Below are 26119 nucleotides of genomic sequence, written 5' to 3'. Positions count from 1 at the left end.
ATACGCGCGCTAGTGCGGGCGGCCATGATAGGCCGCCCGCCTTCGATCCTACAATAGCAATAACGCCTTAAGAAGCCGGCAGAACCGGCGTGCCACCGGTTTCGTCGATCACCGCGGGGCGCTTGTCGAACACTTCGTCGATCAGGCCGAACGCCTTGGCCTCTTCCGCTTCGAGGAAGGTGTCGCGGTCCATGGCGCGCTCGATCTCCTCGATCGGCTTGCCGGTATACTGGGCGTAGAGCGCATTCATCCGGTTCTTGATGCGCTGGATTTCCTGCGCCTGGATCTGGATGTCGCTGGCCATGCCCTGTGCCCCGCCCGACGGCTGGTGGATCATGATGCGCGAATTGGTCAGCGCGACGCGCATGCCGGGTTCGCCGGCGGCGAGCAGGAAGCTGCCCATCGAGGCGGCCTGGCCGATGCACACCGTGCCGACGCGCGGGCGGATATATTGCATCGTGTCATGGATCGCCATGCCCGCCGTGACGACGCCGCCCGGCGAGTTGATGTACATGAAGATGTCCTTCTTGGGGTTCTCGGACTCCAGGAAGAGCAGCTGCGCGGTGATGACCGAGGCCATATGGTCCTCGACGCCGCCGGTGATGAAGATGATGCGCTCACGCAGCAGCCGCGAATAGATGTCGAAGCTGCGCTCGCCGCGGTTCGACTGCTCGATCACGATCGGCACGAGGCCGCCGGTGATCGGATCGGTGCGGAACCCCGGAGGAGCGAAATTGCCGGTTTCGAACGGATTATACATGAAAGTCGTCAGTCCTTATGCCCCAGATGCCTGGTCGAGCGCCGGTGGAACGGCACCGGCGTCGGCGAAGCCAATACATCGGCGCTGCGCGAAACGAGTTCAAGCCCCGTCGCCCGAGCCCGGCGCCGGATAGGCGAGATAGGCCAGCCGCCGCATCTCGCGCCGGCCACGCACCACGGTATCGAGGATCAGCCCGGCGAACAGGTTGAGCGCGGCAAGGATGCCGAGCCCCGTGACCAGGATCGCGGTCGGGAAGCGCGGCACGAGGTGCGTGTGCAGATACGTCATGACCAGCGGCACAGCGAGGATCACCGCGATCGCGGCGAGCACCGCGGCGATGATACCGAAGAACAGCAGCGGCCGCTCGATGCGGTAGAGCGTGACGATGGTGCGCAGGATGCGGAAGCCGTCGGAATAGGTGCTGAGCTTGGACACCGATCCTTCGGGGCGCGCGACATAGGCGGTCTCAATCTCGCCGACCGGCATCTTCAGTTCGAGCGCGTGGACGCTGATCTCGGTCTCGATCTCGAACCCGGCGGAGAGCACGGGGAAGCTCTTGACGAAGCGGCGCGAGAAGACACGGTAGCCCGAGAAGATATCGGTGAAGCTGCGCCCGAACAGCCGTGCGAGCAGGCCGGTCATTGCCTTGTTGCCGATCTGGTGGCCGCGGCGATAGGCGTCGCTTGCCTGCGTGACGCGCGAGCCGACGACCATGTCGAGCTGCTCTGTCAGCATGCGCGCGATCAGCGCCGGCGCGGCCGAGGCATCGTAGGTCGCGTCGCCATCGGCCATGACGTAGATGTCGGCATCGACATCGGCGAACATGCGGCGCACCACCGCGCCCTTGCCCTGGATACGCTCGATGCGGACGGCGGCGCCCGCCCCGCGCGCGACCTCGATCGTGCGATCGCTGGAGTTGTTATCGTAGACGTAGATGCGCGCGGCCGGCAGCGCGGCGCGGAACGCCGCCACCGTCTGCGCGATGGCGGCTTCCTCGTTATAGCACGGGAGCAGGACGGCGATGGTGGGATTTGACACTATCCGCCGCCCTTTTCTGCCGTGCCACCATCATCCGTTCCCCCTGAGCTCGTCGAAGGGCGTGCACGGGGCACGTGCTTCGACAAGCTCAGCACGAACGGATGTGGGATCAGGCCTGATCCGCCGCCGGCTTCTTGGCGCGTGGCTTCTTCACCGGTGCGTCGGCCGCTTGCGTGCCCTCGGCAGCCTCGGCTGCGACCGGCGACGACGTGGTCAGCTCGGTTGCCGCGTCGACAGGTGCCGCCGTCTTGGCCTTCCGGGTCGCGGCCTTCTTCACCGGCTCGGCCTGGACGAGGTCGTCGCCCGGTGCCGCCGGCTCGATATCGGCATCTTCCAGCTTCTTGGCAGCGGCCTTCTTGGCCGGCTTGGGCTTGGCTTCAGCGTCGACCGCGGCTGCGTCACCTTCGGCGACATCGGCCTGCTTAGCCTTCTTCGCCTTTGGCTTGTGGTTGTCGTGATCGTGCGTGTGCGTACCGGTCGAGAAACCCTCGTCCGACTCGATCGCCGCTTCCAGCTCTTCGCGAGTCACTTCTCGATCGCTGATCTCGGCCTTGCCGAACAGGAAGTCGACGACCTTGTCCTCGTAGAGCGGCGCACGCAGCTGGGCGGCGGCCATTGGCTCCTGCTGGACATAGTCCATGAAGCGCTTGCGGTCCTCCGGGCCATATTGCTGCGCGGCCTGCGCGATCAGGCGCTGCATTTCCTGGTTGGAGACCTCGACGCCGTTGGCCTGGCCGATTTCCGACAGGAGCAGCCCCAGGCGCACGCGACGCTCGGCGATCTTGCGATAATCGTCGCGCTCGGATTCCATCTCGGCGAGCGCGCCGGCGGGATCTTCCTCGTGGCTGGCTTCATGCTCGAGCTGCGACCAGATCTGGCTGAATTCGGCCTCGACCATCGACGGCGGCACGGGGAAATCATGACCCTCAGCCAGCTGATCGAGCAGCTTGCGCTTCATATAAGTACGCGTGAGACCGTTCAGCTCCTGCTCGATCTGGCCCTTCAGAAGACCCGACAGCTGCTCCAGGCTCTCGAGCCCGAGCGACGTGGCAAGCGTGTCGTCGATCGCCGTCTCGCCGGCGACCTTCACGGCCTTGATCTTGAGGTCGAACGTGGCGGGCTGGCCGGCCAGTTCCTTGACCTGGTAATCGGCCGGGAACGTCACTTCGATCTGCGTCTCGTCACCGGCCTTCACGCCAACCAGCTGATCCTCGAAGCCCGGGATGAGACGACCCGTGCCGATTTCGACCGACATGTCCTCGCCAGTGCCGCCATCGAAGGCGACATCGTTCACCTTGCCGACGAAATCCATCTCGACCAGATCGCCGGCCGCCGCCGCATGGCCCTCAGGCGCATCCTCGAAGCGCTTCTGCTGTTCGGCGAACTTCTGCAGCTGCGCGTTCACCGCGGCCTCGTCCGCCGGCACCGTCAGGCGCTCCAGCGTCAGGCCTTCGATCGCCGGGGTCGGCACGTCGGGGAGCACTTCCAGCTCGACCGTGACGTCCGCGTCCTCGCCCGGCGCATAATCGCCCAGGCTGACCGACGGCTGCATCGCAGGACGGATGCGCTGCTCGGCGATGAGCTGCTGCACGCCTTCCTGGATCGAGCTGTTGAGAGCATCCTGCATCAGCGATTCGCCGTGCATCTTGCGCACCAGGTTCGCCGGCACCTTGCCGGGGCGGAAGCCGGGCATGCGCACTTGCGGCGCGACGCGCTTCAGCTCGGCATCGACCTTCGAGTCGATATCCTTGGCGGTGATCTTCAGCGTGTAAGCGCGCTTCAGGCCTTCGTTCAACGTCTCGACAGTCTGCATTTCAACTCACGCCTTTTCAGGAATTTCTTGTTGCGGCTCCCTCCGCGCTATCGCGCGAAGGACTGGTGCGGGCGAAGGGACTCGAACCCCCACATCTTGCGATACTTGGACCTAAACCAAGCGCGTCTACCAGTTCCGCCACGCCCGCACTTAGGACACCGCAGGTCGGCGGCGTCTATACCAATCATCATGGTCGGGGCAAGCCAAGTTGCGCATGCCGCATCATGGCATAGCGGGACGGCCCCGGCACAAGCCCGGCAACCGCCCCCGCCCTCGCGCGTTGGAACAGGCAGACAAGGAGAATGATCATGGCCAGCACGCCCACCGAGCTTCCCCCGCAGCCGAGCCAGCCCGCCCAGCCGGACCCCGCGCCATCCGAGCTGCCGCCGACGCAGCCGGACATCGACATTCCCGATCCGTCGCCGGCCACCACGCCCGATATCGCACCCGGCCAGCCGGTCGGCGGCACTGCCTTTTCCTGACCCGACTATTCAAGGAACGACCCATGATCGACCAGACGACCCCGAACGGCGCCGATGAAGATGGCCGCAGCGATCTCGAGCAGATGGTAGAAGCCCGCAAGGACGCGGTGGAGCGCGGCGAAGGCGGCCCACCCGACGAGCTGGAGGGCGTAGGCGGCGAAGGCGGCGCCGGTGGCGTGGTCAAGAACCAGGAAGGCAACGACCAGTAAGGAGCGCTTGCCGTTACCCCGGACTTGTTCCGGGGTCCGCCCTACCGCAAGCCTTACGCTCAAGGCACTATCCTAGTCGCAAGCCGCCTGGCGGCCCGCGGAACAATTCGGCAACTATCCCTTTGAGACATGGATCGTCATCCCCGCGAAGGCGGGGATCCATAGTGGCAGGCTTAGCGGCTGAAATGCAGACGTTCGAGTATATGGATCCCCGCCTACGCGGGGATGACGGCGAGTTACTTGTTCGAAGGGTACAACCGCCGAACAAGTCCGGGGTGACGGTAGAGAGCTTGGCCGCACCTACGGTGTAAGTGGCCGGCCGCGTCCACTCAGTCAGGGTTTGACCGTACCGGCGGTGGTGGCGATCGGCGCCTGGGCGGAGGCGGCAGTTGCTGCCGGGGCATCCATGCCGGCGCGGATGAACAGCGTTTGATTGATCTGTTCGAACGCCTTTTGATACACCGCCGGATCAAGGATCGGCTCTTCGTCCTGTACGCCTGCGCCATAGGCGTTGGAGCTGACCTTGCCCATCACGAAGCTCAGGCGAACGCGGGCCAGCTTGGGCGTGCGCTGTTCGATGAAGGCAGACACGATCGGCGACTTCTTCGATTTACCAAAGCCGGTGAACAGATTGTAGGTCAGCTTGCCCTTGGTGGAGGCGACGCCCGTGATCAGGCCGGTATCCTTGTCCGCTGCCTGGATGCGGTAACCGGAATCCTGCAGTACCGACATCACGGCACCAAAGGCCTGCTCCTTGGTCGTTTCCAGATCACGTGCCTGCAGCTGCTGCAACGCCAATGGCGACAATTCCGGGGCCTTCTTCGCAATCGCATGCGGCGCGGCCATCAGGCCAAGGCAAACGGACGCTAACAGATACTTGTTCACGACTTTCCCCCTGTTAAATTAGAACGAGCTGCTACGGCTTCTGAAATCGCTGACGACGCGGTTCGCATCGAACTTGATGATCAGCGTCATCGTCCGGCTAGACTGGCTGGAATTCGACTTCTTCGATCCGAAGCCCAGGCCGCCGCCGCCCCCTACGCCACCGCCGCCGCCCCTAGCAGCAGACCGATCGAGAAACCGGACGATTTGTCGTAACTGACCGTCGCCTGGCGATCATAGACCCACATTTCCTGGCCCGAGCCATCGAGCGTGGTGATGTTGGGCGCACCGAACGCCTCGATGATCTCGGCCTCGGTCGTGACGCCAACCTTGACGTTCATCTGCACCATGCCGTGCGTGAGGCTGTTCTTCTCCTCCTTGTCAGACGCAGCAGTCGGCACCGGCAGCAGCACAAGAGCGGCAGTAATCGTGTGACGAATCATGACGTAAGTCCCCCTTGAACGGTGCCTACCAGATCGAAAGCATGCAGGAGAGATGGATTCGCCTTCACATCACTTGATCTTCAAACGGCTGACAGGTGTTCGACCGTCGAGGCGGCGATCGCATCGAGAATTACGGTCGCATCGACACGCGGATCGCGATGATCGAACACCAGCTTTTCTTCCGAAGTCTGCGACCGTTCTGCACTCGACGGCGGCTTTACATGCCAGGTCAACCTGATCGTACCCTTGGCCTTGGGCGCCTTGCCCAGCCCCATCCACGCCGTACACAGCGACATGGCGGCACCATCGATGCTGAGGCGGACGACCGTCTTGGCGGCGGCCGATGCGTTCGCGACATCGCCGCCAGCTTGCACCGCGCGGCCGGCCGCGGACAAACGAGCCGCGATCGCCGCGCGAATCTGTTCATCGCGCGGCATGGCAATCTGATGCCACTTCAGGTCGCCATTGGGTGCACAGACCATGCCGGAGCGCACGCTGCCGATCTTGATCGTCGGGTCGATGTTCACGCGGATGTCGCTGACGATCACCGGGGAGGAGACCTGGCCGGAGGTCGAAGGATCGACTGATGCCGACGAAACGACGGTTTTACCATGCACCACCGGCACTGCATGTATCGACAGCAACACTGCCAAAGCAGGCGCAAACACAAAGCGCGGCATCAGATCCCCCCAATGCCGCGTATCGCCCCCGATCACGGCAAAATCAGGTTATCCAGATACGCCATTGCTGCGCAAGCTGCTTTGTCGACAGCGGCGCACGTCGCGTCAGCCCAATGCCTTCTTCAACAGATCATTGACCACGCCCGGATTGGCCTTTCCGCCCATTGCCTTCATCGTCTGGCCGACGAAGAAGCCGAACAACTTGTCCTTGCCGCCACGATAATCGGCGACCTTGTCGGCGTTGGCGGCCATGACCTCGGCGATGATCTTCTCGATCTCGCCGGTGTCGCTGGTCTGCTTGAGGCCGCGTTCCTCGACCACGTCGGCGGCACCCTGCCCGGTTTCGAGCATGATCTCGAACACTTGCTTGGCGAGCGTATTCGACAGCGTGCCGTCGGCAATCAGACCGAGCAATTCGGCGGCACCCGCCGGCGTGACCGGCGAGGTCGCGATGTCCTTGCCGAGGCGATTGAGGGCGCCGAACAGTTCCGACGTTACCCAATTCGCCGCCGCGACGGGCTTGGCGCCGGTTTCTAGCAGCGCATCGAACCAGCGGGCATTCTCGACTTCGGCCGTCAGCACCGCCGCGCCATATGCCGTGATGCCCAGCGCCTCGAAGCGCTTGCGCTTGGCATCGGGCAGTTCGGGCAGGCTCGCGCGGCATTCGGCGAGGAATGCGTCGTCCAGTTCCAGCGGCAACAGATCGGGATCGGGGAAGTAGCGGTAATCGTGCGCATCTTCCTTCGAGCGCATCGAGCGCGTCTCGTTGCGGTCGGGATCGTAGAGCCGCGTTTCCTGCACGATGCGGCCGCCATCCTCGATCACCTCGACTTGACGCTTGGCCTCCTGCTCGACCACCGCCATCACGAAGCGGACCGAATTGACGTTCTTCGTCTCGGTGCGCGTGCCGAGTTCCGGATCGCCAACCTTGCGCACGCTGACGTTCACGTCGGCGCGCATCGAGCCCTCTTCCATATTGCCGTCGCAGGAGCCGACATAGCGCAGGATCGAGCGCAGCTTGCGCAGATACGCGCCTGCTTCTGCGGGAGACGCGAGATCGGGCTTCGAAACGATCTCCATCAATGCGACGCCGGAGCGATTGAGATCGACGTAGGAGCGCGTCGGATGCTGATCGTGCATCAGCTTGCCGGCATCCTGCTCGACATGGATGCGCTCGACGCCGATGCGCTTGCCGCTCTGGTCGGGGTTCTTGTCGTCCAGGCTGATGTCAATCGCGCCCTCGCCGACCAAGGGATGGTACAGCTGGCTGATCTGATAGCCCTGCGGCAGATCGGCATAGAAGTAGTTCTTGCGATCGAAGCGCGACCATTTGTTGATCTGCGCGTCGATCGCCATGCCGGTGCGCACCGCCTGGCGGATGCATTCGCGGTTCGGCACCGGCAGCATGCCGGGCATCGCCGCATCGACCAGGCTCACCTGCGTGTTGGGCTCGGCACCGAAGGTGGTGGCGGCGCCCGAGAAGAGCTTGGCGTTCGAGGTCACCTGCGCATGGACTTCGAGCCCGACCACGACCTCCCAGTCGCCGGTATTGCCGCGGAGGGTGTATTTGGATGCTTCGGTCATCGCTTGAATTTCCGATGATGGATGTAATTGACGGTGGTGAGCAGCGCATTGCTGCCGAGCAAAGCGGCGACCCAGCAGAAGGCGAGCAGCCGCAGGATGATCACTTCGAAGCCGAGTTGCCGGCCCTGGCTATGCGCCAGCACGGCGCCGACCGCGCCGACGCCCAAGAACATCGCGCCGAGCCGGAACTCGCCGCGCAGGATCACGGTGTTGCCGACGCAGAGACCCAGGATGAAGACGGCGACGAAAAGGAAGAACCAGGCGAGCGCAACATGATCGAACGGGCGATTGTCGATCTCGGCCAGCGAATTGCCGATATAGGCGCTGAGGATCGCGCCGAACGCGACGTTCAGCGCATTCTGCCCCTCGCGCAGCACCTCGACATTGCTTTCGCGAAACCCGTCCATGTCACCACCACGCCTCGGCGCGCGCGGTGAAGCCGGCGCGCTGTTCGAGCGCCAGCCCGGCGTTGAGCACACCCTGTTCGTCCAGCGCCTTGCCGATGATCTGCAGCCCGAGCGGCAGACCGTGCGCGTCGAGCCCGCCCGGCACGCTCATCGCCGGCAGCCCGGCGAGCGAGGATGGCACGGTGAACACGTCGTTGAGGTACATCGCCAGCGGATCGGCCGACTTCTCGCCCAGCGCAAACGCGGCGGACGGTGCGGTCGGGGTGAGCAGCAGGTCGCAGCTTTCCCAGGCCTGGTCGAAATCGCGCGCGATCAGCGTGCGGATCTTCGACGCCTGCGTGAAATACGCGTCATAATAGCCCGCCGAGAGCACGTAGGTGCCGATCATGATGCGGCGCTTGACCTCCGGCCCGAAGCCGGCGGCGCGGGTTGCGGCGTACATGTCCTGCAGCCCCGCCCCCTCGGGCAGATCGCGCAGACCGTAGCGCACGCCGTCGTAGCGCGCGAGGTTGGACGAGGCTTCGGCGGGCGCAATGATGTAATAAGCGGGGAGCGCATATTTGGTGTGCGGCAGCGAGACCTCGACGATCTCGGCGCCGGCATCCTTCAGCCAGGCAATGCCCTGCTGCCACAAGGCATCAATTTCGGCCGGCATATTGTCGACGCGATATTCCTTGGGAATACCGACGCGCTTGCCCTTAAGATCGCCCGACAAACCCGCCTCCCACTGCGGCACGTCGAGCTGCAGCGAGGTCGCGTCCTTAGCGTCGAAGCCAGCCATGTTCTCCAGCATGATCGCGCAATCGCGCACGTCGCGCGCCATCGGCCCGGCCTGATCGAGCGACGAGGCAAAGGCGATCGTGCCCCAGCGCGAGCAGCGGCCGTAGGTCGGCTTGATGCCCGCAATGCCGGTAAAGGCGGCGGGCTGGCGGATCGAGCCGCCGGTATCGGTGCCGGTCGCCGCCGGGCACAGCCGCGCGGCGATTGCCGCCGACGAACCGCCCGAGGAGCCGCCCGGCGCAAGCGCGGCATTGCCGCCGTCGCTGCGCCGCCACGGCGAGATGACGTTGCCGAAGGCGCTGGTCTCGTTGGACGAGCCCATCGCGAACTGATCCATGTTGAGCTTGCCGAGCATGCCGGCGCCGGCATTCCAGAGATTGCCCGACACGGTGGATTCGTATGGCGGGGTGAAGCCTTCGAGCATCAGGCTGCCGGCGGTCGCGGGCACGCCCTTGGTGCAGAACAGGTCCTTCATGCCGATCGGCACGCCGGCCAGCGGCTTGGGCGTCTCGCCCGCGGCGCGCGCAGCGTCGGCGGCATCGGCGGCGGCCAGCGCGTGATCGGGCGTTTCGACCAGGAAGGCGTTGAGCACCTTGGCCGCGGCGACATTGGCGACGAACGCCCCGGCCACTTCGCGTGCAGAGAAGCTGCCGTCGCGCACGCCATCGCGGATCGCGGCGACGCCGAGGTTGGTGAGGTCGGTCATCGTACCCTGCCCTTCAGTTCCCCCGCGAACGCGGGGGTCCAGGGCCACACGCGGGGGAGTCTTTGTTTCTGGATCCCCGCTGGTGCGGGGATGATCGAATGCCGCTCTACGAACGTCATTCGATTACCTTCGGCACGGTGAAGAAGCCATGTTCGGCTTGTGGCGCATTCGCTAGCACCGCATCGCGCACGCCGCCATCGGTGACGACGTCGTCGCGCAAGCGCAGATGGTTCGGGATCACGGCGGTCATCGGCGCGACGCCGGTCGTATCGACCTCGCCCAGTTGCTCGATCCAATGCATGATATTGTCGAGCTCGGGCGCGATGCGCGCGGCCTCGTCCTCGGTGATCGCGATGCGGGCTAGGCTCGCGATCTTCTTCACGGTGGGGATATCTACTGACATGGCAGTGCGGCTAGCAGAGCGCGGCTTGTCGGCGCAAGCGTCGCGGCGTCCATGAGATTGCACGGGCACGCATCATCGTGCAGGCGGGTGCCGTCAGCATCGGCGACACGTGCCGATCACATTGGAGTCCCGCGTGGCCCGCAAGTTCCTCTACGTCATCGTCGTGCTGATCATGCTGACGGTCGGCGCCGCCTTTGCCTACCGCCTATGGGGCATGCAGATCATCCGCTGGTGGGCCGTGCCCACGGCGCAATTCCAGTCGCTGCCGCCGGTGGCGCCCAATGCCTATGCCGATCCCAAGATGTGGATCGCCCATCCGCGCCGGGTGACCGATCCCGCCCGCTGGACACCCACCGGCTATGGCGCAAACACGCACCCTGCCGCCGCCGTGTTCTTCATCCACCCGACCTCGTTCCTCGGCACGAAGCGCTGGAATGCCGCGCTCGACGACGAAGAGACCAACGCCCGGGCCGAGCTGTTCCTGCGCGGCCAGGCGAGCGCCTTCAACGAAGTGGGCGCGATCTGGGCACCGCGCTATCGCCAGGCGACGTTCGGCGCGTTCCTGACCGATGCCGCAGCCGCCAACCAGGCGCTTGCGCTCGCCTATGGCGACGTGTCGGCGGCGTTCGACCAGTTCCTGCGCGAGGCGGGCGATCGCCCGATCATCCTGGTCGGCCACAGCCAGGGCTCGCTGCATCTCACCCGACTGCTGCGCGAGAAAATCGCCGGCACGCCCGTAGCCCGCCGGATCGTCGCCGCTTACGTTGTCGGCTGGCCGGTGTCGCGGAGCGCCGATCTTGCCGCGTTGGGCCTGCCGGAATGCACCCGCGCCGATCAGGCGCGATGCCTGCTGTCCTGGGAGAGCTTCGCCGAACCCGCCGACACGGCCATGGTCAGCGAAGCATATGACAAGACGATCGGCTTCAACGGCCAGCCGCGGCGCGGCACGCCGATGGTGTGCACCAACCCGCTGACCGGCACCGGCAACGCCGCGGCCCCCGCGAGCGCCAATCTCGGCACGCTGGTTCCTGCCGCCGATCTCGCCAGTGCGACGATCGTCGCGGGCCGCGTGCCGGCGCGCTGCGATCCGCGCGGGTTCCTGCTGATCGGCACGCCGCCGGAGATCGGCCCCTATGTGCTGCCGGGCAACAATTACCACGTCTACGATTACGGCCTGTTCTGGGCGAACGTGCGCGCCGATGCGGCGCGGCGGCTGGCGGCGTTCGGCGCACGATGATCACGACCGACCGCACCCAATATCGCGATGCCCTGCCCGCCGCCGGCCGGCTGATCGGCCTCGATGTCGGCACCAAGACGATCGGCACCGCAATCTGCGACGCCGGGTGGAGCTTCGCCTCGCCGGCGCTACTGATCCGGCGCACCAAGTTCCAGAAGGACAAGATCGCGCTGGCCGCACTCATCGCGGAGCAACGCGTCGCAGGCATCGTCATCGGCCTGCCGCTGCATCTCGACGGGCAGGAAAGCCCGCGCAGCCAATCCAGCCGGGCGTTCGCCCGCAACATGGAGGATCTGAACCTGCCGATCCTGTTGTGGGACGAGCGTTTCTCCACGCAGGCCGTGACGCGGACGCTGATCGAGCAGGATGCCAGCCGGGCCAAGCGTGCCGAGCTGGTCGACAAGATGGCCGCGGCTTATATCCTGCAGGGTGCGATCGACGCCTTGGTGGCGGTGGGGTAGCACTCGCTCCCCAATGGGGTGCGAGAGCGTGTTCCCCGGCGGAGGCCGGGGTCCAGTAGCGGCACGGTCGAAAGACCGACGCGGCGCTCGATCATTTCCACCTTCGCTCCTGGGCCCCGGCCTTCGCCGGGGAACTGCTTGGTCGAGAGAGTCGCGGATGATTGTAGGTGCGCAGCCCATCACTTGCTTGCGCGCCTGCCCGCCCGCCATTACCGAACCCCTTTAATGCCAGCATCAGATCATAGCCCCGCTGCCTCCCTGCCAGGCCGCGCCGTATTCCCGCACCGGCACCTCACCGGCATTGCGGGCCTTGCCCCGCACGAAATCACGTTCCTGCTCGACGAGGCGGAACAATGGGTGGAGGCGAACCGCAGCCGATCCGGCAATGACGATCGGCTGCGCGGGCTCACGCAGATCAACGCTTTTTTCGAGAACAGCACGCGCACCCTGCTCTCGTTCGAGATTGCCGGGAAACGCCTGCGCGCCGACGTCGTCAACATGCATGCCGCCCAATCGAGCGTGAAGAAAGGCGAGACGCTGATCGACACGGCGATGACGTTGAACGCGATGCGCGCCGACGTGATCGTCATCCGCCACGGATCGTCGGGCGCGGTGCGGCTGATCGCCGACAAGGTCGATTGCCCGGTGCTTAATGCGGGCGACGGCCAGCACGAGCATCCGACCCAGGCACTGCTCGATGCGCTGACGATCCGCCGCCGCCGCGGCACGGTGCACAACCAGCGCGTGGTGATCTGCGGCGATCTGCTGCACAGCCGAGTCGCACGCTCGAACATCCTGGCGCTGACCGCGCTTTCCGCCGACGTCCGCGTGTGCGCGCCGTCCACGCTGATGCCCGCCGGGATCGAGCGCATGGGCGTGACGCCGTTCACCGATTTCGATTCTGCGCTGCAGAGCGCCGACGTGGTGATGATGCTGCGCCTGCAGAACGAGCGCATGGCCGGCGGCTTTGTCCCTTCCAACCGCGAATTCCATTTGCGCTACGGGCTGACGCTCAAACGCCTGGCGCTTGCCGCACCGGGCGCGCTGGTGATGCATCCCGGACCGATGAACCGCGGCGTGGAGATCGATTCGGCGGTTGCCGACCATGTGGATCAGTCGGCCATCACCGAACAGGTCGAGATGGGGGTCGCCGTCCGCATGGCGTGCCTCGACGTGCTGACCAGGCGCGCGCGCGGCGTGGAGGGTTGGGCATGACGATCGCCCTGATCAATGCGCAGCTCGTCTGCCCGGTGGCGGGCACCAGCAATGGTGGCGTGCTGATGGCCGACAAGCAGATCGTGGCCACGGGCACGTTCGCCATTCCGGAAGGCGCCGAGGTGATCGATTGCCGCGGCCGGACGCTGAGCCCCGCGATCGTCGATCTCGGCGTGTTCACGATCGACGTGCCGGCGTGCCACGCCGGCGGCATCGTCCGCGTCGGGCTGATGCCCGATCAAACGCCGGTGCTGGACGATCCCGGCATCGTGCAACGCGCGGCGCTGATCGGCCGCCCGGGCCTGTGGATCCACCCGATCGCCGCCGCGACACGGGGTCTGGCCGGCAAGGATCTGGCGGAGATGGCGATCAACCGCGATGCCGGCGCCAGGGCCGTCGGCACGGGCGAGCGCTGGATCGCCGATTCGGGCGTGATGCGCAAAGTGCTGGCCTATGCCGGTGATCTCGGGCTGACGCTGGTCGCCGAGGCGCAAGACGGCGGGATCGTTGGGCAAGCAGTGGCGACCGCGGGCGAGACGGCGACCCGCATGGGGCTACCGTCCGCCCCTGCGCTTGCCGAGCCGCTCGCCATTGCACGCGATTTGCTGCTGGCGGAGGAAACGGGCGCGAGCATCCACTTCCGCATCGTGTCGACCGCTGCCGGCTTCGCGCTGATCCGCGCGGCCAAGCGTCGCGGCGTGCGCGTGACCTGCGGCATCACGCCGGCGCACCTGATGCTTTCGGATATCGCGATGACCGATTTCCGCACCTTCACGCACCTGTCGCCCCCCTTGCGCGACGAAAGCGACCGCCAGGCCTGCCTCGCCGCGCTGCAGGACGGGACGATCGATGTGCTGTGTTCCGCGCACGATCCGCGCGGGCCCGAGGAGAAGCGCCTGCCTTATGCCGATTCGGCGCACGGCATGGCGGGGGCTGAAACGTTGCTCGCGCTGTCGCTCGGCATGGTGCGGGACGAGGTGATCCCGATCGAGCGGATGATCGCCTTGTTGTCGGTCAATCCGGCCAAGGTCCTGGGGCTGGATACCGGCACGCTGACGGTCGGCGCGCCGGCGGATCTGGTGCTGTTCGACGCCGGTGCGCCGTGGTTGATCGATGCCGACCGGATGGTCGCGAAGGCGGGGAATACCCCGTTCGACGGCCTGCCGGTGCAGGGCAAGGTGCTGCGCCTGTGGAAGGGCGGCACTGCGTTAGTGTGAGGCGATAGCTTTAGCTCAGACCGAACGGAGATTGATCTAGCGCGAGGCCAGCTGCGCGCTTGGCTTCACCCAGGCCGCCGTCTTGTCGCCGGCCCCGGCGCGGACGAAGCAATTGCCACCCTTGGCCTTGTAGTTCTGGCACAATTGCACGGCATCGCCGCGCGCGAAACCGCCGACTGACAGGCGGTAGAAGGTGCCGGCCTTGGTGCTTACCGGCACGCCCAATGGGCGCTGCCCGGCGAAGCCGGCATGCGCGCGCGATACACGGCCCCAGGCGTCGCGCGCTACCGCAGCATTGTCATAGGCGCCGAGCTGCACGAAGAAATTGCCCTTGGCGAGCGCACGCGATCCGGCACCCTCGGCCCCGGCGGTTTTCGCCACCTTTGTAACGGCGACGGCCTTGTTCTTCGTTGGCGTGGCGGCACCGGAAGCGATCTCGCGCTTCGTGCCGACGGCGCGCACCGGCGTGACGGGCCGCGCTTGCACCACTTCCTGGCGCGCGCCGAAGCTGACGTTGGAGACGGATGCCGCCACCATTTGCGGCTCCGCCGGCACCGGCGCCGGTACGTCGGCGGCCACCGCAGCGACTGCCTCGGGCTGTACCTGTGCACCCGGCATATAGCTCTCGACCGGTGCTTGCGCCGCAAGCGCAGTGCCGCCGCCCGTCGCGCTGAGCGCGAGCGCGATCGGCTGGCCGGGATCCTGTACCGGCGTCACGCCGAGCAGGCTGGCGACCTGGTCCGACGCTGAGGTCGGCTTGGCGAAGCTCGCCCATTGCGTGATCCGCGCGTCCACCTGGTCGGGCGCGACGTCCATCGCCACCACCGTCCGCGCGTCCGCCCAGCGGCCGGCCAGCGCCAGCGCCAAGGCGTAATTCTGCCGTGTCTTGGCATCGGCCTCCGGCGCGCGTGCCGCGTCGCTCAGCAACTCTACCGCCGCGGCAGGATCGCCGGCTAGCGCCATCGCCAGCCCGCGGTCGCTCACCGGGATCGTCCCGGCATGCGCGTCCAGCGTCCGCCGCGCGCCATCCCATTGCCCTTCGGCGATCTCGGCCAGCGCCAGATGCAGCGCTGCCTTGCCGTTGCTGGGATCGAGCGTGACCGCATCGGCAAAGGCCGAATGCGCGGAGGTGAAGCGGCCGGCCTTGAGATAGGCCTGGCCCAGCAGCACGCGATATTCGGCGACCTGCGGAGCATAGCCGACTGCCTGTTCGCCGGCCTTGATCGCGGCATCGAACTTGCCCTTGGCCAGGTTCTTGCGCGCGGCATCGAAGCTCTTGGCGCCCATCTTGTCGGCGTCGCGCACGCCGGCAATGGCGGTGAAGCCGCCGCTCGACACGCCGGCGACCGCGCCGGCCAGAACCAGGCCCGACAGGCCCATGGTGAACAATGCTCGGGTCTTCATGTGAAATCCCTATCCTTCAACGTGCCGCCCGCGTCGGCAGCTGGCTCAGCAGCGCGTCGACTTCGGGCAAGGTTTCTAGAAAGGCGTCGAGCGCCTCGGTAACGATCAGCTGCGCCGACCGGTGTTGTAGGGCGCTCGCCAGCCGCAGCTTGAGATGGCGATCGGCGTCGAGCCGCAGCGTGAACGCCGACTTGGCCTGCCCCTTGTGCTTGGCACGGGTCTCGCGCCCGATGCGCGTCGCGGTGGCGACGGAAATGGCAGGCTTGGCTGGTTCGACCGGCTTGGCCTCGTCCATCGACGGCGCCGGATCCGGCTCGGCGGGCGCGGGTTGCGCCGCGAACTCCTCCTGCAGCGCCTCGCGCTCGATCAGCACTGGCGGCACCGGAGCGACCGCTGCCTCGCCATCGCCCATGTCGTTCCAGCCGAGATCGTCCTGCGCCGGCCCGGACGCCGGTGGCGCACCGAAAACGCCGAAACCCTGCGGGCGCATCGCCGGACGGGCAGTGCCCTTGCGCGCGAGCAGCGTCGAGGACAGCGAGGCGAGTGGTTTGGGGGCGTTCATCTCAGCTCCCCTCACCCAACCACACGGCGGCCGAAGCCGCCGCCGGCAGTGCGCTGGGCAAAGCCCGGCGTCGCCGAGGGTGCCGCAAACACGGTGCGGCGGAAATTCTTCTCCAGTCGATCCGAAATGTACGACCACAAGGCCTGTACCTCGGCTGCCGACCGGCTCTTGGGATCGCATTCCATCACCGTACGGCCGTCGATCATCGATGCCGCAAAGTCGGTGCGATGGTGGAGCGTGATCGGCGCCACCGTGCCATGCTGCGACAGGGCGACTGCGGCTTCGCTGGTGATGCGTGCCTTGGGCGTCGCGCCGTTGACGACGAACAGCAACGGCTTGCCCGCCCGCTCGCACAGGTCGACCGTGGCACCGACCGCACGCAGATCGTGCGGCGAGGGTCGTGTCGGGATGACGATCAGTTCGGCCACCGCGATCACGCTCTGGATCGCCATGGTAATGGCGGGCGGCGTATCGATCATCGCCAGCTTGAAGCCTTGCTGACGCAGCGACTCGAGATCGGCGGCAAGGCGGGCGACCGTGGTCTGGGCAAAGGCGGGATATTCCGCGCCGCGCTCGTTCCACCAATCGGACAGCGAGCCCTGCGGATCGATGTCGATCAGAACGACCGGGCCGCATCCGGCCAGCTGCGCCTGAACGGCGAGATGCCCGGATAGGGTCGTCTTGCCCGACCCGCCCTTTTGTGATGCCATCGCGAGAACGCGCATGTTGTCCCCAACTTCCCCAATTCGAGGAAGGGAAATCGCACATCACTCGTCAAGATCGCGTTAATGCGCCGGGCGGGGCGCAACATGGCTAACGAATTCTTTGCCAAACCACGGCTACTAGGCATGATCCAATCACGGCTGCTAGTCACGGCTGAACGACGGAACGGAACAGCTCATGCCCCTACGCATCTCGCCCCGCGCGATCGGCCTTGCCGCCGTCCTGGCCATGGCGGGCCCCGCGCTCGCCGACGTCAAGAAGGGCATCGACCTGTGGAACGGCGGTGAGTATCGCAAGGCCGTCGATGAGTGGCGTCCCGCCGCGACCGCGGGCGACCCGCAGGCGCAGTTCAACCTCGGCCAAGCCTATAAGCTCGGCCGCGGCGTACCGGTCGACATGGCGATGGCGGAAAGCTGGTACCGCAAAGCGGCGCTGCAGGGCCTGCCGCAGGGCGAGGCGAATTACGGGCTGGCGCTGTTCGATCGCGGCGCGCGGCTGGAGGCCTTGCCCTGGCTGGAAAAGGCGGTTGCCCGCGGCGAGCCGCGGGCGCAGCTGGTGCTGGGCACGATGCTGTTCAATGGCGACAGCGTGGCCAAGGATTGGCGGCGGGCCTATGCGCTGATGCTGCGCGCGCAGGCGGCAAGCGTACCATCTGCGGCCAAGGTGCTGGCGCAGATGGACCAATATATCCCGGAGGCCACGCGCCAGCAGGGCATGGTGCTCGCGCGCGAATATGAAGCGCAATATCGCAAGCCCGAGCTGCCACCCGAACTGTCGGGCAGCGGCGAGAGCGTCGCCTCCACCGCGCCGACGATCCCAGCGCCGGTGATCACCGCTGCCCCGCCGCCGCGGCCGCGCACGCCAGTGGCCGCGACCCCTGCCCCTGCCTCTGCCCCTGCCCCTGTTCGCACGCCCTCCCCCGTTGCGACCCGAACGCCAACCCCGCGGCCCGCACCGGTGGCCACGGGCAAATGGCGCGTCCAGCTCGGCGCGTTCGGGGATCCCGCCAATGCGCGCAAATTGTGGGGACAGGTCGCGGCCAAATTCCCCGGTCGCCAGCCCTTCTACGTCAAGAGCGGCGCCATTACCCGTTTGCTCGTCGGCCCCTACGGCTCGAGCGCGGAAGCCAATCGCGCGTGCGCCGTGGTCAAGCCGTGTGTGCCGTCGGGAGGATGAGGCACCGGAGTACGATTGCCGCTCAGCGATACCGCTCCATGTAACGCACGCGTTTGATCGTCTCAGCAATCAGGCATTCGGCCCGGTCGTTCGGGTCCCTCCGCTTACCGCATCTCTGGTCGCGCACGATGATCCAGTTGCGCTCGTCGATCCGCAGGTTCGTCTTTCGCGCCGGAGACAGGCGCGCCATCAACCTTTTGTACGATGTGTTGAGCCGGGCATCCTGTCGGCGCAGTTCGCGCGCACTGCAGTCGAGCGCGGGAATGGCCGTCGTGCCGTGCGCCTCGCCATAGGTGATGCACGCCTGGTACGCAGGCGAGAAGCTCTCCGTCCCATCCTGGGCCGCGGCCGGACTGATCCCGGCTGCCGCCATGACGAGCGCCGCCAATCCCACGAGTGCCGATCGCATTACCGCTTCTCCTTACCTCACCAACGAGCGACAGCATCGTAGCTTGGATTGCGATCGCATCAACGCCATTGCGCCGGCGCGGGCGATGCCGTCATATCGCCGCGATGGTTGCACCGGTCGGGAGAGCGGCAATGATGTCTGCAGCAGCAGGGACGGAAAGCGGCATGGAGGCTGGCGGAAACCTGTCACGCCGTACCTTTGTACTCGGGCTTACCACCTTGATCCCGGCGGCCGGCCTTGCCGCACCCGCCCCCCGTCGATCCGCCAGGGCGTTGATCGAGGCGGCACGCGGCCAGGTGGGTGTCACGCTCCGTTACGATCCGAGCTATACGGCGCTCGCATTCCCGGGGGGCGACGTACCGCGCGCGAAGGGCGTCTGCACCGACGTGCTGATCCGCGCTTACCGCGATGCCTTCGGGCTGGACCTGCAGGCGCTGGTCAACGCCGACATGCGGCGCGGCTTTGCCGCCTATCCACGGCGTTGGGGGCTGAAGACCACGGACCGCAGCATCGACCATCGCCGCGTGCCCAATCTCGCAATCTTCTTCCTGCGTCAGCACGCCCGCCTGCCCATCCCGCAAGACCCGAATAGCTGGCAGCCCGGCGACATCTTCACCAGCCTGATCGATGGCCGCCTGCCCCATACCGGCATCGTCTCCGACCGGCGCCCCGGCGGACGGCCGGGTTGCGTGATCCACAATATCGGCAACGGCGCACGCGAGGAGATGGCCCTGTTCAGCCATCCGCTGACCGGCCGGTATCGTTGGGCGTTGAGCGGGTGAGTGCTCCGCAAGGGTCAAGAAGTCCGGCTGTTCGGACCGCTTAGATGTAGAGACGCCTGCGACTAGATCAGTGTCTCGACTTCGCTCGACACGAACGGTCTGTGCCAATGTCATAGCGCATCGCCCATGACCGAGCGCGCATCGTCGGGCGTCGATCGCCACGACTGTCACCCTGGACGTCTTCCGGGGTCCACCGTGCCGCAGGCTCCGCCTTCAACCACTATTCTCGGCACAAGCCGCTTGGTGGACCCCGGAACAGGTCCGGGGTGACGATTGGTGACGATTAATCCACGACCCAGTAAGCTCGCGGGATCCCTTGCGCGTAGAGCAAGGTCGTCAGGTCGCCATGATCGATCCGTGCCGCTGCCGCTGCGGCGACGATCGGTTTTGCGTGATAGGCGACGCCGAGCCCGGCGCGTTCGATCATCGCCAGGTCGTTGGCACCGTCGCCGACCGCCATCGTCTGGTGCGGCACGAGCCCCTGTTCCGCCATCGTCGCCAATAAGGTCTCCAGCTTGGTGTGCGATCCGACGATCGGCTTGGCGACCTTGCCGGTCAGCCGACCCCGCTCGACCAACAATCGGTTGGCGATCGCCCGGTCGAAGCCGATCTCCGCCGCCACGGGATCGGCGAAGCGCGTGAAGCCGCCCGACACCAGCACGGCATGCCCGCCGCGTGCCTTCATCGTGCAGACCAACGCTACCGCGCCCGGCATGATCGACACGCGGTCGCGCAGGCAGCGTTCGATCACCGCCTCGTCCAGCCCTTCGAGCAAGGCGACGCGCGCATCCAGCGCCGCTTCGAATTCCAGCTCACCGCGCATCGCGCGTTCGGTGATCTCCGCGATCTGCGGCTTGATGCCGGCATAATCGGCCAGTTCGTCGATGCATTCGACGGTGATCATCGTCGAATCCATATCGGCGACGATCAGCTTCTTCTCGCGGTGCCTGGCTGGCTGCACCACTATGTCGGTGGCGGGGAACGCACCTTCCAGAACGGTTCGTGCCGCGGCGGGTGCGATATCGAACGTCAGATCGGCGGCATGACCATCATCGATCCATGCAGTCGTGGTCGGCGTGCAGCCGGCCGCCGCCAACCGATCGCGTGCGGCGGAAATATCGCCCCCGGAAAGCCTCCCTGGTGCTATCAGCGTGGCGATGAACATAGGTGGTCCCCTTCCGAAGCTGGCGCTCATCGCAGGGCCGACAGCCAGCGGCAAGTCTGCGCTCGCGATGGCGCTTGCCGAGGCCCATGACGGCGTCGTCATCAATGCCGACAGTGCGCAGGTCTATGCCAATCTGCGCATCCTCTCCGCGCGGCCCAGCGCCGCGGACGAGGCACGCGTGCCACACCGGCTGTTCGGCTATATCGACGGGGCGGAGAGTTGCTCTGCCGCGCGCTGGGCAGCGGATGCGCGGCAAACGATCGCGCAGGTGCACGCAAGCGGCAAGCTGCCGATCCTCGTCGGCGGCACCGGCCTCTACATCCGCACTTTGCTCGACGGCATCGCGCCGATCCCGGACATCGACCCGGCAATCCGTGCCGAGGTCCGCGCGCTGCCCGTCGCCGAGGCACATGCCGCGCTCGCGATAGCCGATCCGGCTGCCGCCGCCCGTCTCGCCCCGGCCGATACCACGCGCGTGGCGCGCGCGCTGGAGGTGGTGCGTTCCACCGGGCGCACGCTCGCCGCGTGGCAGGCGCATCTCCAAGGGGGCATCGCCGCAACGATCGACCTGCGCCCCCTGATCCTGCTGCCCGATCGTGACTGGCTGCTCGCCCGCTGTGATGAACGTGCCGAACAGATGCTGGACGGCGGAGCGGTGGCCGAGGTCGAGGCGCTGCTCGCCCGCGCCGATATCACGCCCAACCTCTCCGTACGTCGGGCGATCGGCGTGCAGGAGATCGGCGGCTGGGTGACGGGGCGCACCACCCGATCCCAGGCGCTGGAGGCACTCCGTCTCGCCACGCGCCAATATGCCAAGCGCCAGTTCACTTGGTTTCGCAATCAACCTCCCACAACATGGCCAAGGTTGAACGAAACGTGCGCAGCAAGCACTTTTAGCGACATTTTAGTTCAAGACAAAGCTTGACCGGGCATCATCACTCCCCTAGCAGCCTGCTCTCCCCATTCCTTCATCGTCAATATCGAGACCGTCATGAACGCTGAGCAAAGTGGAGCCGATATCCTGGTCGAGGCGCTGTGCGATCTCGGCGTGGAGATCGTCTTCGGCTATCCCGGCGGCGCGGTGCTGCCGATCTACGATGCCCTGTTCCGCTCCGGTCGCATCAAGCACATCCTGGTGCGCCACGAACAGGCCGCCACGCATGCCGCGGAGGGCTATGCGCGATCGACCGGCAAGTGCGGCGTCGTGTTGGTGACGTCGGGTCCCGGCGCTACGAACGCGGTGACAGGCATTACCGATGCGTTGATGGATTCGATCCCGATGGTGGTGATCACCGGCCAAGTGCCGACCGCCTTGATCGGCACCGACGCGTTCCAGGAAGCGGACACGGTCGGCATCACGCGGCACTGTTCGAAGCACAATTACCTGGTCAAGAACCCGGCCGATCTGGGCTCCACGATCCATGAGGCGTTCCATATCGCCACGTCGGGCCGCCCCGGCCCGGTGGTGGTCGACATCCCCAAGGACGTGCAGGTCGCGACCGCGCGCTATGCCAAGCCGGGACCCATCAAGCACAAGACCTATCGCCCGCAGGTAAAGGCCGATCCAGCGCTGATCGAGCAGGCGGTCGACATGATCGCCGCGGCCGAACGCCCGATCCTGTACACCGGCGGCGGCATCATCAATGCCGGCCCCGCCGCCAGCCAGTTGCTGCGCGAGCTTGCCCGCATCACCGGCGCACCGGTCACGTCGACGCTGATGGGGCTCGGCGCCTATCCGGCGAGCGGCGATGCGTGGCTCGGCATGCTCGGCATGCACGGCACGTACGAGGCGAACATGGCGATGCACGGCGCCGACCTGATCGTCTGCTTGGGCGCGCGGTTCGACGATCGCGTGACCGGGCGGCTCGATGCGTTCAGCCCGCTCTCCGCCAAGATCCATGTCGATATCGATCGATCGAGCGTGAACAAGAACGTGCGCGTCGACCTGCCGATCATCGCAGATGTCGGCTTGGCGCTGGAGGACATGGTCCGCGTCTACAAGGCGCGGCGGCACCCCAAGCCCGATCTTGCCGAATGGTGGACGCGGATCAACGGCTGGCGCGCACGCGCCTGCCTGGACTTCCCTGAGTCCGCGACCGAGATCATGCCGCAGCGCGCGGTCCGCGCCTTGTGGGAGGCGACGCGCCGACACAGCCCGATCGTGTCGACCGAGGTCGGCCAGCACCAGATGTGGGCGGCACAGCATTACGGCTTCGAAGGCCCGAACAAATGGCTGACCAGCGGTGGCCTGGGCACGATGGGTTACGGCCTGCCCGCCGCGATCGGGGCGCAGCTCGGCAACCCCAATGCGCTGTGCATCGACATCGCGGGTGAAGCCTCGATCCAGATGAACATCCAGGAGCTGGCCACCGCCACGCAATATCGGCTGCCGGTCAAGGTCTTCATCCTCAACAACCAATATATGGGGATGGTGCGCCAGTGGCAGGAACTGACCTATTCCAGCCGCTATTCAGAGAGTTACAGCGATGCCCTGCCCGACTTTGTGAAGTTGGCCGAAGCGTATGGCTGGAAAGGCATCCGCATCGAGCATCCGGATCAGCTCGACGACGGCATCGCCGCGATGCTGGCACATGACGGACCGGTGATGGTCGACTGCATGGTCGCCAAGCTGACCAACTGCTTCCCGATGATCCCGTCCGGTGCCGCGCATACCGACATGATCCTGCACGTCAGCGAAGTGGAAGGCGAGATGGACGACGAAGCGAAGGCGCTGGTCTGATGCACATCAAGACCGAAGCCACTGCCCGTCACACGCTTGCCGTGATGGTCGACAACGAACCGGGCATCCTGGCGCGGATCGCCGGGCTGTTCACCGCGCGTGGTTACAATATCGAGAGCCTGACCGTGTCGGACGTCACCGCCGACAAGGCGGTCAGCCGCATCACCATCGTCACCACCGCGTCCGACCAGACGATGGAGCAGATCCTGGCGCAGCTCGACCGGCTGATCCCGGTGCACAGCGTCACCGACCTGACCGCGCTTGGGCCGCATGTCGAGCGCGAGCTGGCGCTGGTGAAGGTCCGCGGCACCGGCGATCACCGCATCGAGGCGCTGCGCCTCGCCGACGTCTACCGCGCCCGCGTGGTGGATGCGACGACGTCGAGCTTCGTGTTCGAAGTGACCGGCGGGCGCGAGAAGATCGACACGTTCATCACGCTGATGCGCGAAGTCGGCCTGATCGAAGTCGCCCGCACCGGCATCGTCGCCATCGCGCGAGGCAAGGAAGCCGCGTAGCCACATCCACACCGTCACCCCGGACTTGTTCCGGGGTCCACTTATCCACCCGCACCGCGGCCCTTGAGGCGCGGTGGACCCCGGAACAAGTCCGGGGTGACGATCGAACAAGAGGGAATTCAATATGCGTGTCTATTACGATCGCGACGCCGATCTGAACCTCATCACGGACAAGAAGATCGCCATCGTCGGCTACGGCTCGCAAGGCCATGCCCATGCCCAGAACCTGCGCGACAGCGGCGTCAAGGACGTGGCGATCGCGCTGCGCGAGGGCTCGGCCACGGCCAGGAAGGCGATCGACGCCGGCTTCGCGGTCAAGCCGAACAAGGAAGCCGCGGCCTGGGCCGACATCGTCATGATCCTGGCGCCGGACGAGCACCAGGCGGCGATCTATGCCGACGACCTGCACGATCATCTGAAGCAAGGCGCGACGATCGCGTTCGCCCACGGCCTGAACGTGCATTTCGGCCTGATCGAGCCGCGCGCCGATCTCGACGTGATCATGATCGCGCCCAAGGGCCCCGGCCACACCGTACGATCGGAATATGTCCGTGGCGGCGGCGTGCCATGCCTGATCGCGATCGACCAGAACAAGAGCGGCAACGCGCACGACATCGCTCTGGCCTATGCCTCGGGCGTGGGCGGTGGTCGCTCGGGCATCATCGAGACCAACTTCAAGGAAGAATGCGAAACCGACCTGTTCGGCGAGCAGGCGGTGCTGTGCGGCGGCATCACCCACCTGATCCAGGCCGGCTTCGAGACCTTGGTCGAGGCCGGATACGCGCCCGAAATGGCCTATTTCGAATGCCTTCACGAAACCAAGCTGATCGTCGACCTGCTCTATGAAGGCGGCATCGCCAACATGCGCTATTCGATCAGCAACACCGCCGAATATGGCGACATCACCACCGGCCCGCGCATCATCACGCCTGAGACCAAGGCCGAGATGAAGCGCGTGCTCGCCGACATCCAGTCCGGCCGCTTCGTCAAGAGCTTCATCCTCGACAACCGCGCCGGTCAGCCCGAACTGAAGGCGGCGCGCAAGCAGGCACTGGCGCACCCGATCGAGAAGATCGGCAGCGAGCTCCGCGCGATGATGCCGTGGATCGGCAAGAACGCGCTGGTGGACAAGGAACGGAACTGATCGTTTCACATTCATTGCTTGCAAGAAACGAGAGGACCGCGTCACAATTGGCGCGGTCCTTTTCTCTAGGAGCTTCCTCCATGCGCCTGCCCCACATCCTGCTCGCCGCCACCGCGCTCGTCGCCACGCCGATCATCGCCCAGCAGGCGATGCCGATGCCCGGCACAAAGAACGCCGCCTTGATCACCGGCGGCACCTACACCGCCGATCCCAACCACACCTTGGTCAGCTGGGAAGTGAATCATCTCGGCTTCACCCCCTATTTCGGCCTGTTCGGCGACATCACCGGCACGCTGACCCTCGATCCCAAGAAGCCGGCGGCGGCCAAGGTGAACATCACCATCCCGATCTCCAAGGTGACCACGGCCAATGCCGGTCTCACCGCGCATCTGCTGCGCGCGGGCAAGGATGGCGGCAAGCCCGACTTCTTCGGCCCCTCGCCCGCCGATGCCACGTTCGTTTCCACCAGCGTCAAGCCGACCGGTGCCGACAAGGCCCTGGTTACCGGCAATCTGACGCTGAACGGCGTCACTCGGCCGGTCACGCTGAACGTAACGTTCTACGGCGCCGGCAAGATGCCCGCCGCGATGGGCGGCAAGGAGAATGTCGGCTTCGAGGCGACCACCACGCTCACCCGGAGTGAGTTCGGCGTGCAGATGGCCATTCCGATGGTGTCCGACGCGGTGAAACTGAAGATCGCCGCCGCCTTCCAAAAGTGATCCGGGGCGCGGGGCGATCGGGTCTGCCGATCAGCCTCGCGCCGCGATCAACCCCAGGAAGTTCCCGCGCACCGATTCGGATGCATTCTCCAGCGCACGCCGCATCTGCTCGTCGAACGCGTCGGCATTGTCGCCCGGACGGCGCTGCGCCATCGTCCAGCTCCCGAACTGGCGCTTCTCGATGGGACGGTCGTGCAGCACGACGATCGCATGATGTCGCGGATCCTGCTTGATCCGCGCAAAGGTGGTACCGACGCTTTCTGCGGTTCCTTCAAGCACTTGCAGGAACCTTGTGTTATCGCTCCACAATAAACCGGTTACCCCGTCTAAAGCGTTGTTGTGCCGCGATTGTTCGACCACCTTGGCAACGTCGATCTGGGCACCCCTGGGATTGCTCGAGCTTACGTAGAGAAGCTGACGGAGCGGCGCGATATCGGTATCCATTCTGTGTATCCTAGCGGCA

Annotated in this window: 29 protein-coding genes and 1 tRNA gene; 13 read left to right on the top strand and 17 right to left on the bottom strand. The window is 65.9% G+C overall.

The window, feature by feature from the left end:
• Positions 1 to 67: 67 nt before the first annotated feature.
• From NV382_RS00775 to NV382_RS00760, 4 genes are all read right to left on the bottom strand, one after another.
• A complete protein-coding gene (locus tag NV382_RS00775; RefSeq protein ID WP_260598663.1) occupies positions 68 to 760 on the bottom strand; it encodes an ATP-dependent Clp protease proteolytic subunit in 693 nt (230 codons plus the stop codon).
• Positions 761 to 859: 99 nt separating this feature from the next.
• Positions 860 to 1798, bottom strand: a complete 939-nt coding sequence (locus NV382_RS00770; protein WP_260598662.1) for a glycosyltransferase family 2 protein — start codon at positions 1796 to 1798, stop codon at positions 860 to 862.
• A gap of 109 nt (positions 1799 to 1907) precedes the next feature.
• Positions 1908 to 3611, bottom strand: coding sequence for a trigger factor (gene tig / locus NV382_RS00765; RefSeq protein WP_260598661.1), 1704 nt, complete (start codon positions 3609 to 3611; stop codon positions 1908 to 1910).
• 63 nt (positions 3612 to 3674) lie between these two features.
• Positions 3675 to 3759 (bottom strand) — tRNA-Leu (locus tag NV382_RS00760).
• A 160-nt stretch (positions 3760 to 3919) separates the two neighbouring features.
• Between NV382_RS00760 and NV382_RS00755 the strand changes: the two genes are divergently transcribed.
• Positions 3920 to 4093, top strand: a complete 174-nt coding sequence (locus NV382_RS00755) for a hypothetical protein (protein WP_260598660.1) — start codon at positions 3920 to 3922, stop codon at positions 4091 to 4093.
• Positions 4094 to 4116: 23 nt separating this feature from the next.
• Positions 4117 to 4302 (top strand): hypothetical protein, encoded by a 186-nt coding sequence (locus NV382_RS00750; RefSeq protein WP_260598659.1) that lies wholly within the window; start codon positions 4117 to 4119, stop codon positions 4300 to 4302.
• A gap of 333 nt (positions 4303 to 4635) precedes the next feature.
• On the opposite strand, the gene NV382_RS00745 is transcribed toward NV382_RS00750, so the two are convergent.
• The 7 genes from NV382_RS00745 to gatC form a co-directional block, all read right to left on the bottom strand.
• A complete protein-coding gene (locus tag NV382_RS00745) occupies positions 4636 to 5187 on the bottom strand; it encodes a hypothetical protein (protein WP_260598658.1) in 552 nt (183 codons plus the stop codon).
• 152 nt (positions 5188 to 5339) lie between these two features.
• The gene (locus NV382_RS00740) at positions 5340 to 5627 is read right to left on the bottom strand and encodes a hypothetical protein (RefSeq protein WP_260598657.1); all 288 of its coding nucleotides are present in this window, start codon (positions 5625 to 5627) and stop codon (positions 5340 to 5342) included.
• Between the two features lie 80 nt (positions 5628 to 5707).
• A complete protein-coding gene (locus NV382_RS00735) occupies positions 5708 to 6307 on the bottom strand; it encodes a hypothetical protein (RefSeq protein ID WP_260598656.1) in 600 nt (199 codons plus the stop codon).
• A gap of 105 nt (positions 6308 to 6412) precedes the next feature.
• Positions 6413 to 7891 (bottom strand): Asp-tRNA(Asn)/Glu-tRNA(Gln) amidotransferase subunit GatB, encoded by a 1479-nt coding sequence (gene gatB, locus NV382_RS00730; protein ID WP_260598655.1) that lies wholly within the window; start codon positions 7889 to 7891, stop codon positions 6413 to 6415.
• The gene (locus tag NV382_RS00725) at positions 7888 to 8298 is read right to left on the bottom strand and encodes a hypothetical protein (protein WP_260598654.1); all 411 of its coding nucleotides are present in this window, start codon (positions 8296 to 8298) and stop codon (positions 7888 to 7890) included. The genes gatB and NV382_RS00725 overlap by 4 nt, the downstream gene beginning before the upstream one ends.
• Position 8299: 1 nt before the next feature.
• Positions 8300 to 9784 (bottom strand): Asp-tRNA(Asn)/Glu-tRNA(Gln) amidotransferase subunit GatA, encoded by a 1485-nt coding sequence (gene gatA / locus NV382_RS00720; RefSeq protein ID WP_260598653.1) that lies wholly within the window; start codon positions 9782 to 9784, stop codon positions 8300 to 8302.
• A gap of 115 nt (positions 9785 to 9899) precedes the next feature.
• Positions 9900 to 10187 (bottom strand): Asp-tRNA(Asn)/Glu-tRNA(Gln) amidotransferase subunit GatC, encoded by a 288-nt coding sequence (gatC, locus tag NV382_RS00715; RefSeq protein ID WP_260598652.1) that lies wholly within the window; start codon positions 10185 to 10187, stop codon positions 9900 to 9902.
• Between the two features lie 133 nt (positions 10188 to 10320).
• Here gatC and NV382_RS00710 point away from each other — a divergent pair, with 133 nt between their 5' ends.
• From NV382_RS00710 to NV382_RS00695, 4 genes are all read left to right on the top strand, one after another.
• Positions 10321 to 11424, top strand: a complete 1104-nt coding sequence (locus tag NV382_RS00710; protein WP_260598651.1) for a DUF3089 domain-containing protein — start codon at positions 10321 to 10323, stop codon at positions 11422 to 11424.
• Entirely contained in the window at positions 11421 to 11885 is a 465-nt protein-coding gene (gene ruvX / locus NV382_RS00705) for a Holliday junction resolvase RuvX (protein WP_260598650.1), read from the top strand. The genes NV382_RS00710 and ruvX overlap by 4 nt, the downstream gene beginning before the upstream one ends.
• Positions 11886 to 12110: 225 nt before the next feature.
• Positions 12111 to 13100: an aspartate carbamoyltransferase catalytic subunit gene (locus NV382_RS00700; RefSeq protein WP_260598649.1), complete on the top strand. Its 990-nt coding sequence runs from the start codon at positions 12111 to 12113 to the stop codon at positions 13098 to 13100.
• The gene (locus tag NV382_RS00695) at positions 13097 to 14317 is read left to right on the top strand and encodes a dihydroorotase (protein ID WP_260598648.1); all 1221 of its coding nucleotides are present in this window, start codon (positions 13097 to 13099) and stop codon (positions 14315 to 14317) included. The genes NV382_RS00700 and NV382_RS00695 overlap by 4 nt, the downstream gene beginning before the upstream one ends.
• Positions 14318 to 14353: 36 nt before the next feature.
• Here NV382_RS00695 and NV382_RS00690 read toward each other — a convergent pair whose 3' ends face one another.
• Genes NV382_RS00690 through NV382_RS00680 form a run of 3 tightly spaced genes read right to left on the bottom strand, consistent with a single transcriptional unit; the run spans position 14354 to position 17008 of the window.
• Positions 14354 to 15721: an SPOR domain-containing protein gene (locus NV382_RS00690; protein ID WP_260598647.1), complete on the bottom strand. Its 1368-nt coding sequence runs from the start codon at positions 15719 to 15721 to the stop codon at positions 14354 to 14356.
• A 16-nt stretch (positions 15722 to 15737) separates the two neighbouring features.
• Positions 15738 to 16283: a hypothetical protein gene (locus tag NV382_RS00685; RefSeq protein ID WP_260598646.1), complete on the bottom strand. Its 546-nt coding sequence runs from the start codon at positions 16281 to 16283 to the stop codon at positions 15738 to 15740.
• Positions 16284 to 16294: 11 nt separating this feature from the next.
• Positions 16295 to 17008, bottom strand: coding sequence for a ParA family protein (locus NV382_RS00680; protein WP_260598645.1), 714 nt, complete (start codon positions 17006 to 17008; stop codon positions 16295 to 16297).
• A gap of 175 nt (positions 17009 to 17183) precedes the next feature.
• On the opposite strand from NV382_RS00680, the gene NV382_RS00675 reads away from it, so the two are divergent.
• Positions 17184 to 18182 carry an SPOR domain-containing protein gene (locus NV382_RS00675; protein ID WP_260598644.1) on the top strand — a complete coding sequence of 333 codons (999 nt, stop codon included), beginning with the start codon at positions 17184 to 17186 and terminating at the stop codon, positions 18180 to 18182.
• Between the two features lie 22 nt (positions 18183 to 18204).
• On the opposite strand, the gene NV382_RS00670 is transcribed toward NV382_RS00675, so the two are convergent.
• A complete protein-coding gene (locus tag NV382_RS00670; RefSeq protein WP_260598643.1) occupies positions 18205 to 18591 on the bottom strand; it encodes a lysozyme inhibitor LprI family protein in 387 nt (128 codons plus the stop codon).
• Positions 18592 to 18722: 131 nt separating this feature from the next.
• Between NV382_RS00670 and NV382_RS00665 the strand changes: the two genes are divergently transcribed.
• Complete coding sequence (locus tag NV382_RS00665) at positions 18723 to 19373, top strand: DUF1287 domain-containing protein (protein WP_260598642.1); 651 nt, start codon at positions 18723 to 18725, stop codon at positions 19371 to 19373.
• Positions 19374 to 19656: 283 nt separating this feature from the next.
• On the opposite strand, the gene serB is transcribed toward NV382_RS00665, so the two are convergent.
• Entirely contained in the window at positions 19657 to 20538 is an 882-nt protein-coding gene (serB, locus tag NV382_RS00660) for a phosphoserine phosphatase SerB (protein ID WP_260598641.1), read from the bottom strand.
• Between serB and miaA the strand changes: the two genes are divergently transcribed.
• From miaA to NV382_RS00635, 5 genes are all read left to right on the top strand, one after another.
• Positions 20531 to 21463 carry a tRNA (adenosine(37)-N6)-dimethylallyltransferase MiaA gene (gene miaA, locus NV382_RS00655; protein ID WP_260598640.1) on the top strand — a complete coding sequence of 311 codons (933 nt, stop codon included), beginning with the start codon at positions 20531 to 20533 and terminating at the stop codon, positions 21461 to 21463. The two genes, serB and miaA, sit on opposite strands and share 8 nt — an antisense overlap.
• Positions 21464 to 21529: 66 nt before the next feature.
• Positions 21530 to 23278: an acetolactate synthase 3 large subunit gene (locus NV382_RS00650; protein ID WP_260598639.1), complete on the top strand. Its 1749-nt coding sequence runs from the start codon at positions 21530 to 21532 to the stop codon at positions 23276 to 23278.
• A complete protein-coding gene (ilvN, locus tag NV382_RS00645; RefSeq protein ID WP_260598638.1) occupies positions 23278 to 23793 on the top strand; it encodes an acetolactate synthase small subunit in 516 nt (171 codons plus the stop codon). Before NV382_RS00650 ends, ilvN begins: the two co-directional genes overlap by 1 nt.
• A 124-nt stretch (positions 23794 to 23917) precedes the next feature.
• Entirely contained in the window at positions 23918 to 24937 is a 1020-nt protein-coding gene (ilvC, locus tag NV382_RS00640) for a ketol-acid reductoisomerase (protein WP_260598637.1), read from the top strand.
• An 80-nt stretch (positions 24938 to 25017) separates the two neighbouring features.
• On the top strand, positions 25018 to 25656 hold the full coding sequence (locus tag NV382_RS00635) for a YceI family protein (RefSeq protein WP_260598636.1): 639 nt from the start codon (positions 25018 to 25020) through the stop codon (positions 25654 to 25656).
• Positions 25657 to 25686: 30 nt separating this feature from the next.
• Here the strand turns inward: NV382_RS00635 and NV382_RS00630 are convergent, their stop codons facing one another.
• Positions 25687 to 26100, bottom strand: a complete 414-nt coding sequence (locus NV382_RS00630; RefSeq protein WP_260598635.1) for a BLUF domain-containing protein — start codon at positions 26098 to 26100, stop codon at positions 25687 to 25689.
• Positions 26101 to 26119: the final 19 nt, after the last annotated feature.

This window comes from Sphingomonas endolithica, assembly GCF_025231525.1.
GTDB lineage: Bacteria > Pseudomonadota > Alphaproteobacteria > Sphingomonadales > Sphingomonadaceae > Sphingomonas > Sphingomonas endolithica.
This window is presented reverse-complemented; position numbering and strand designations above follow the sequence as displayed.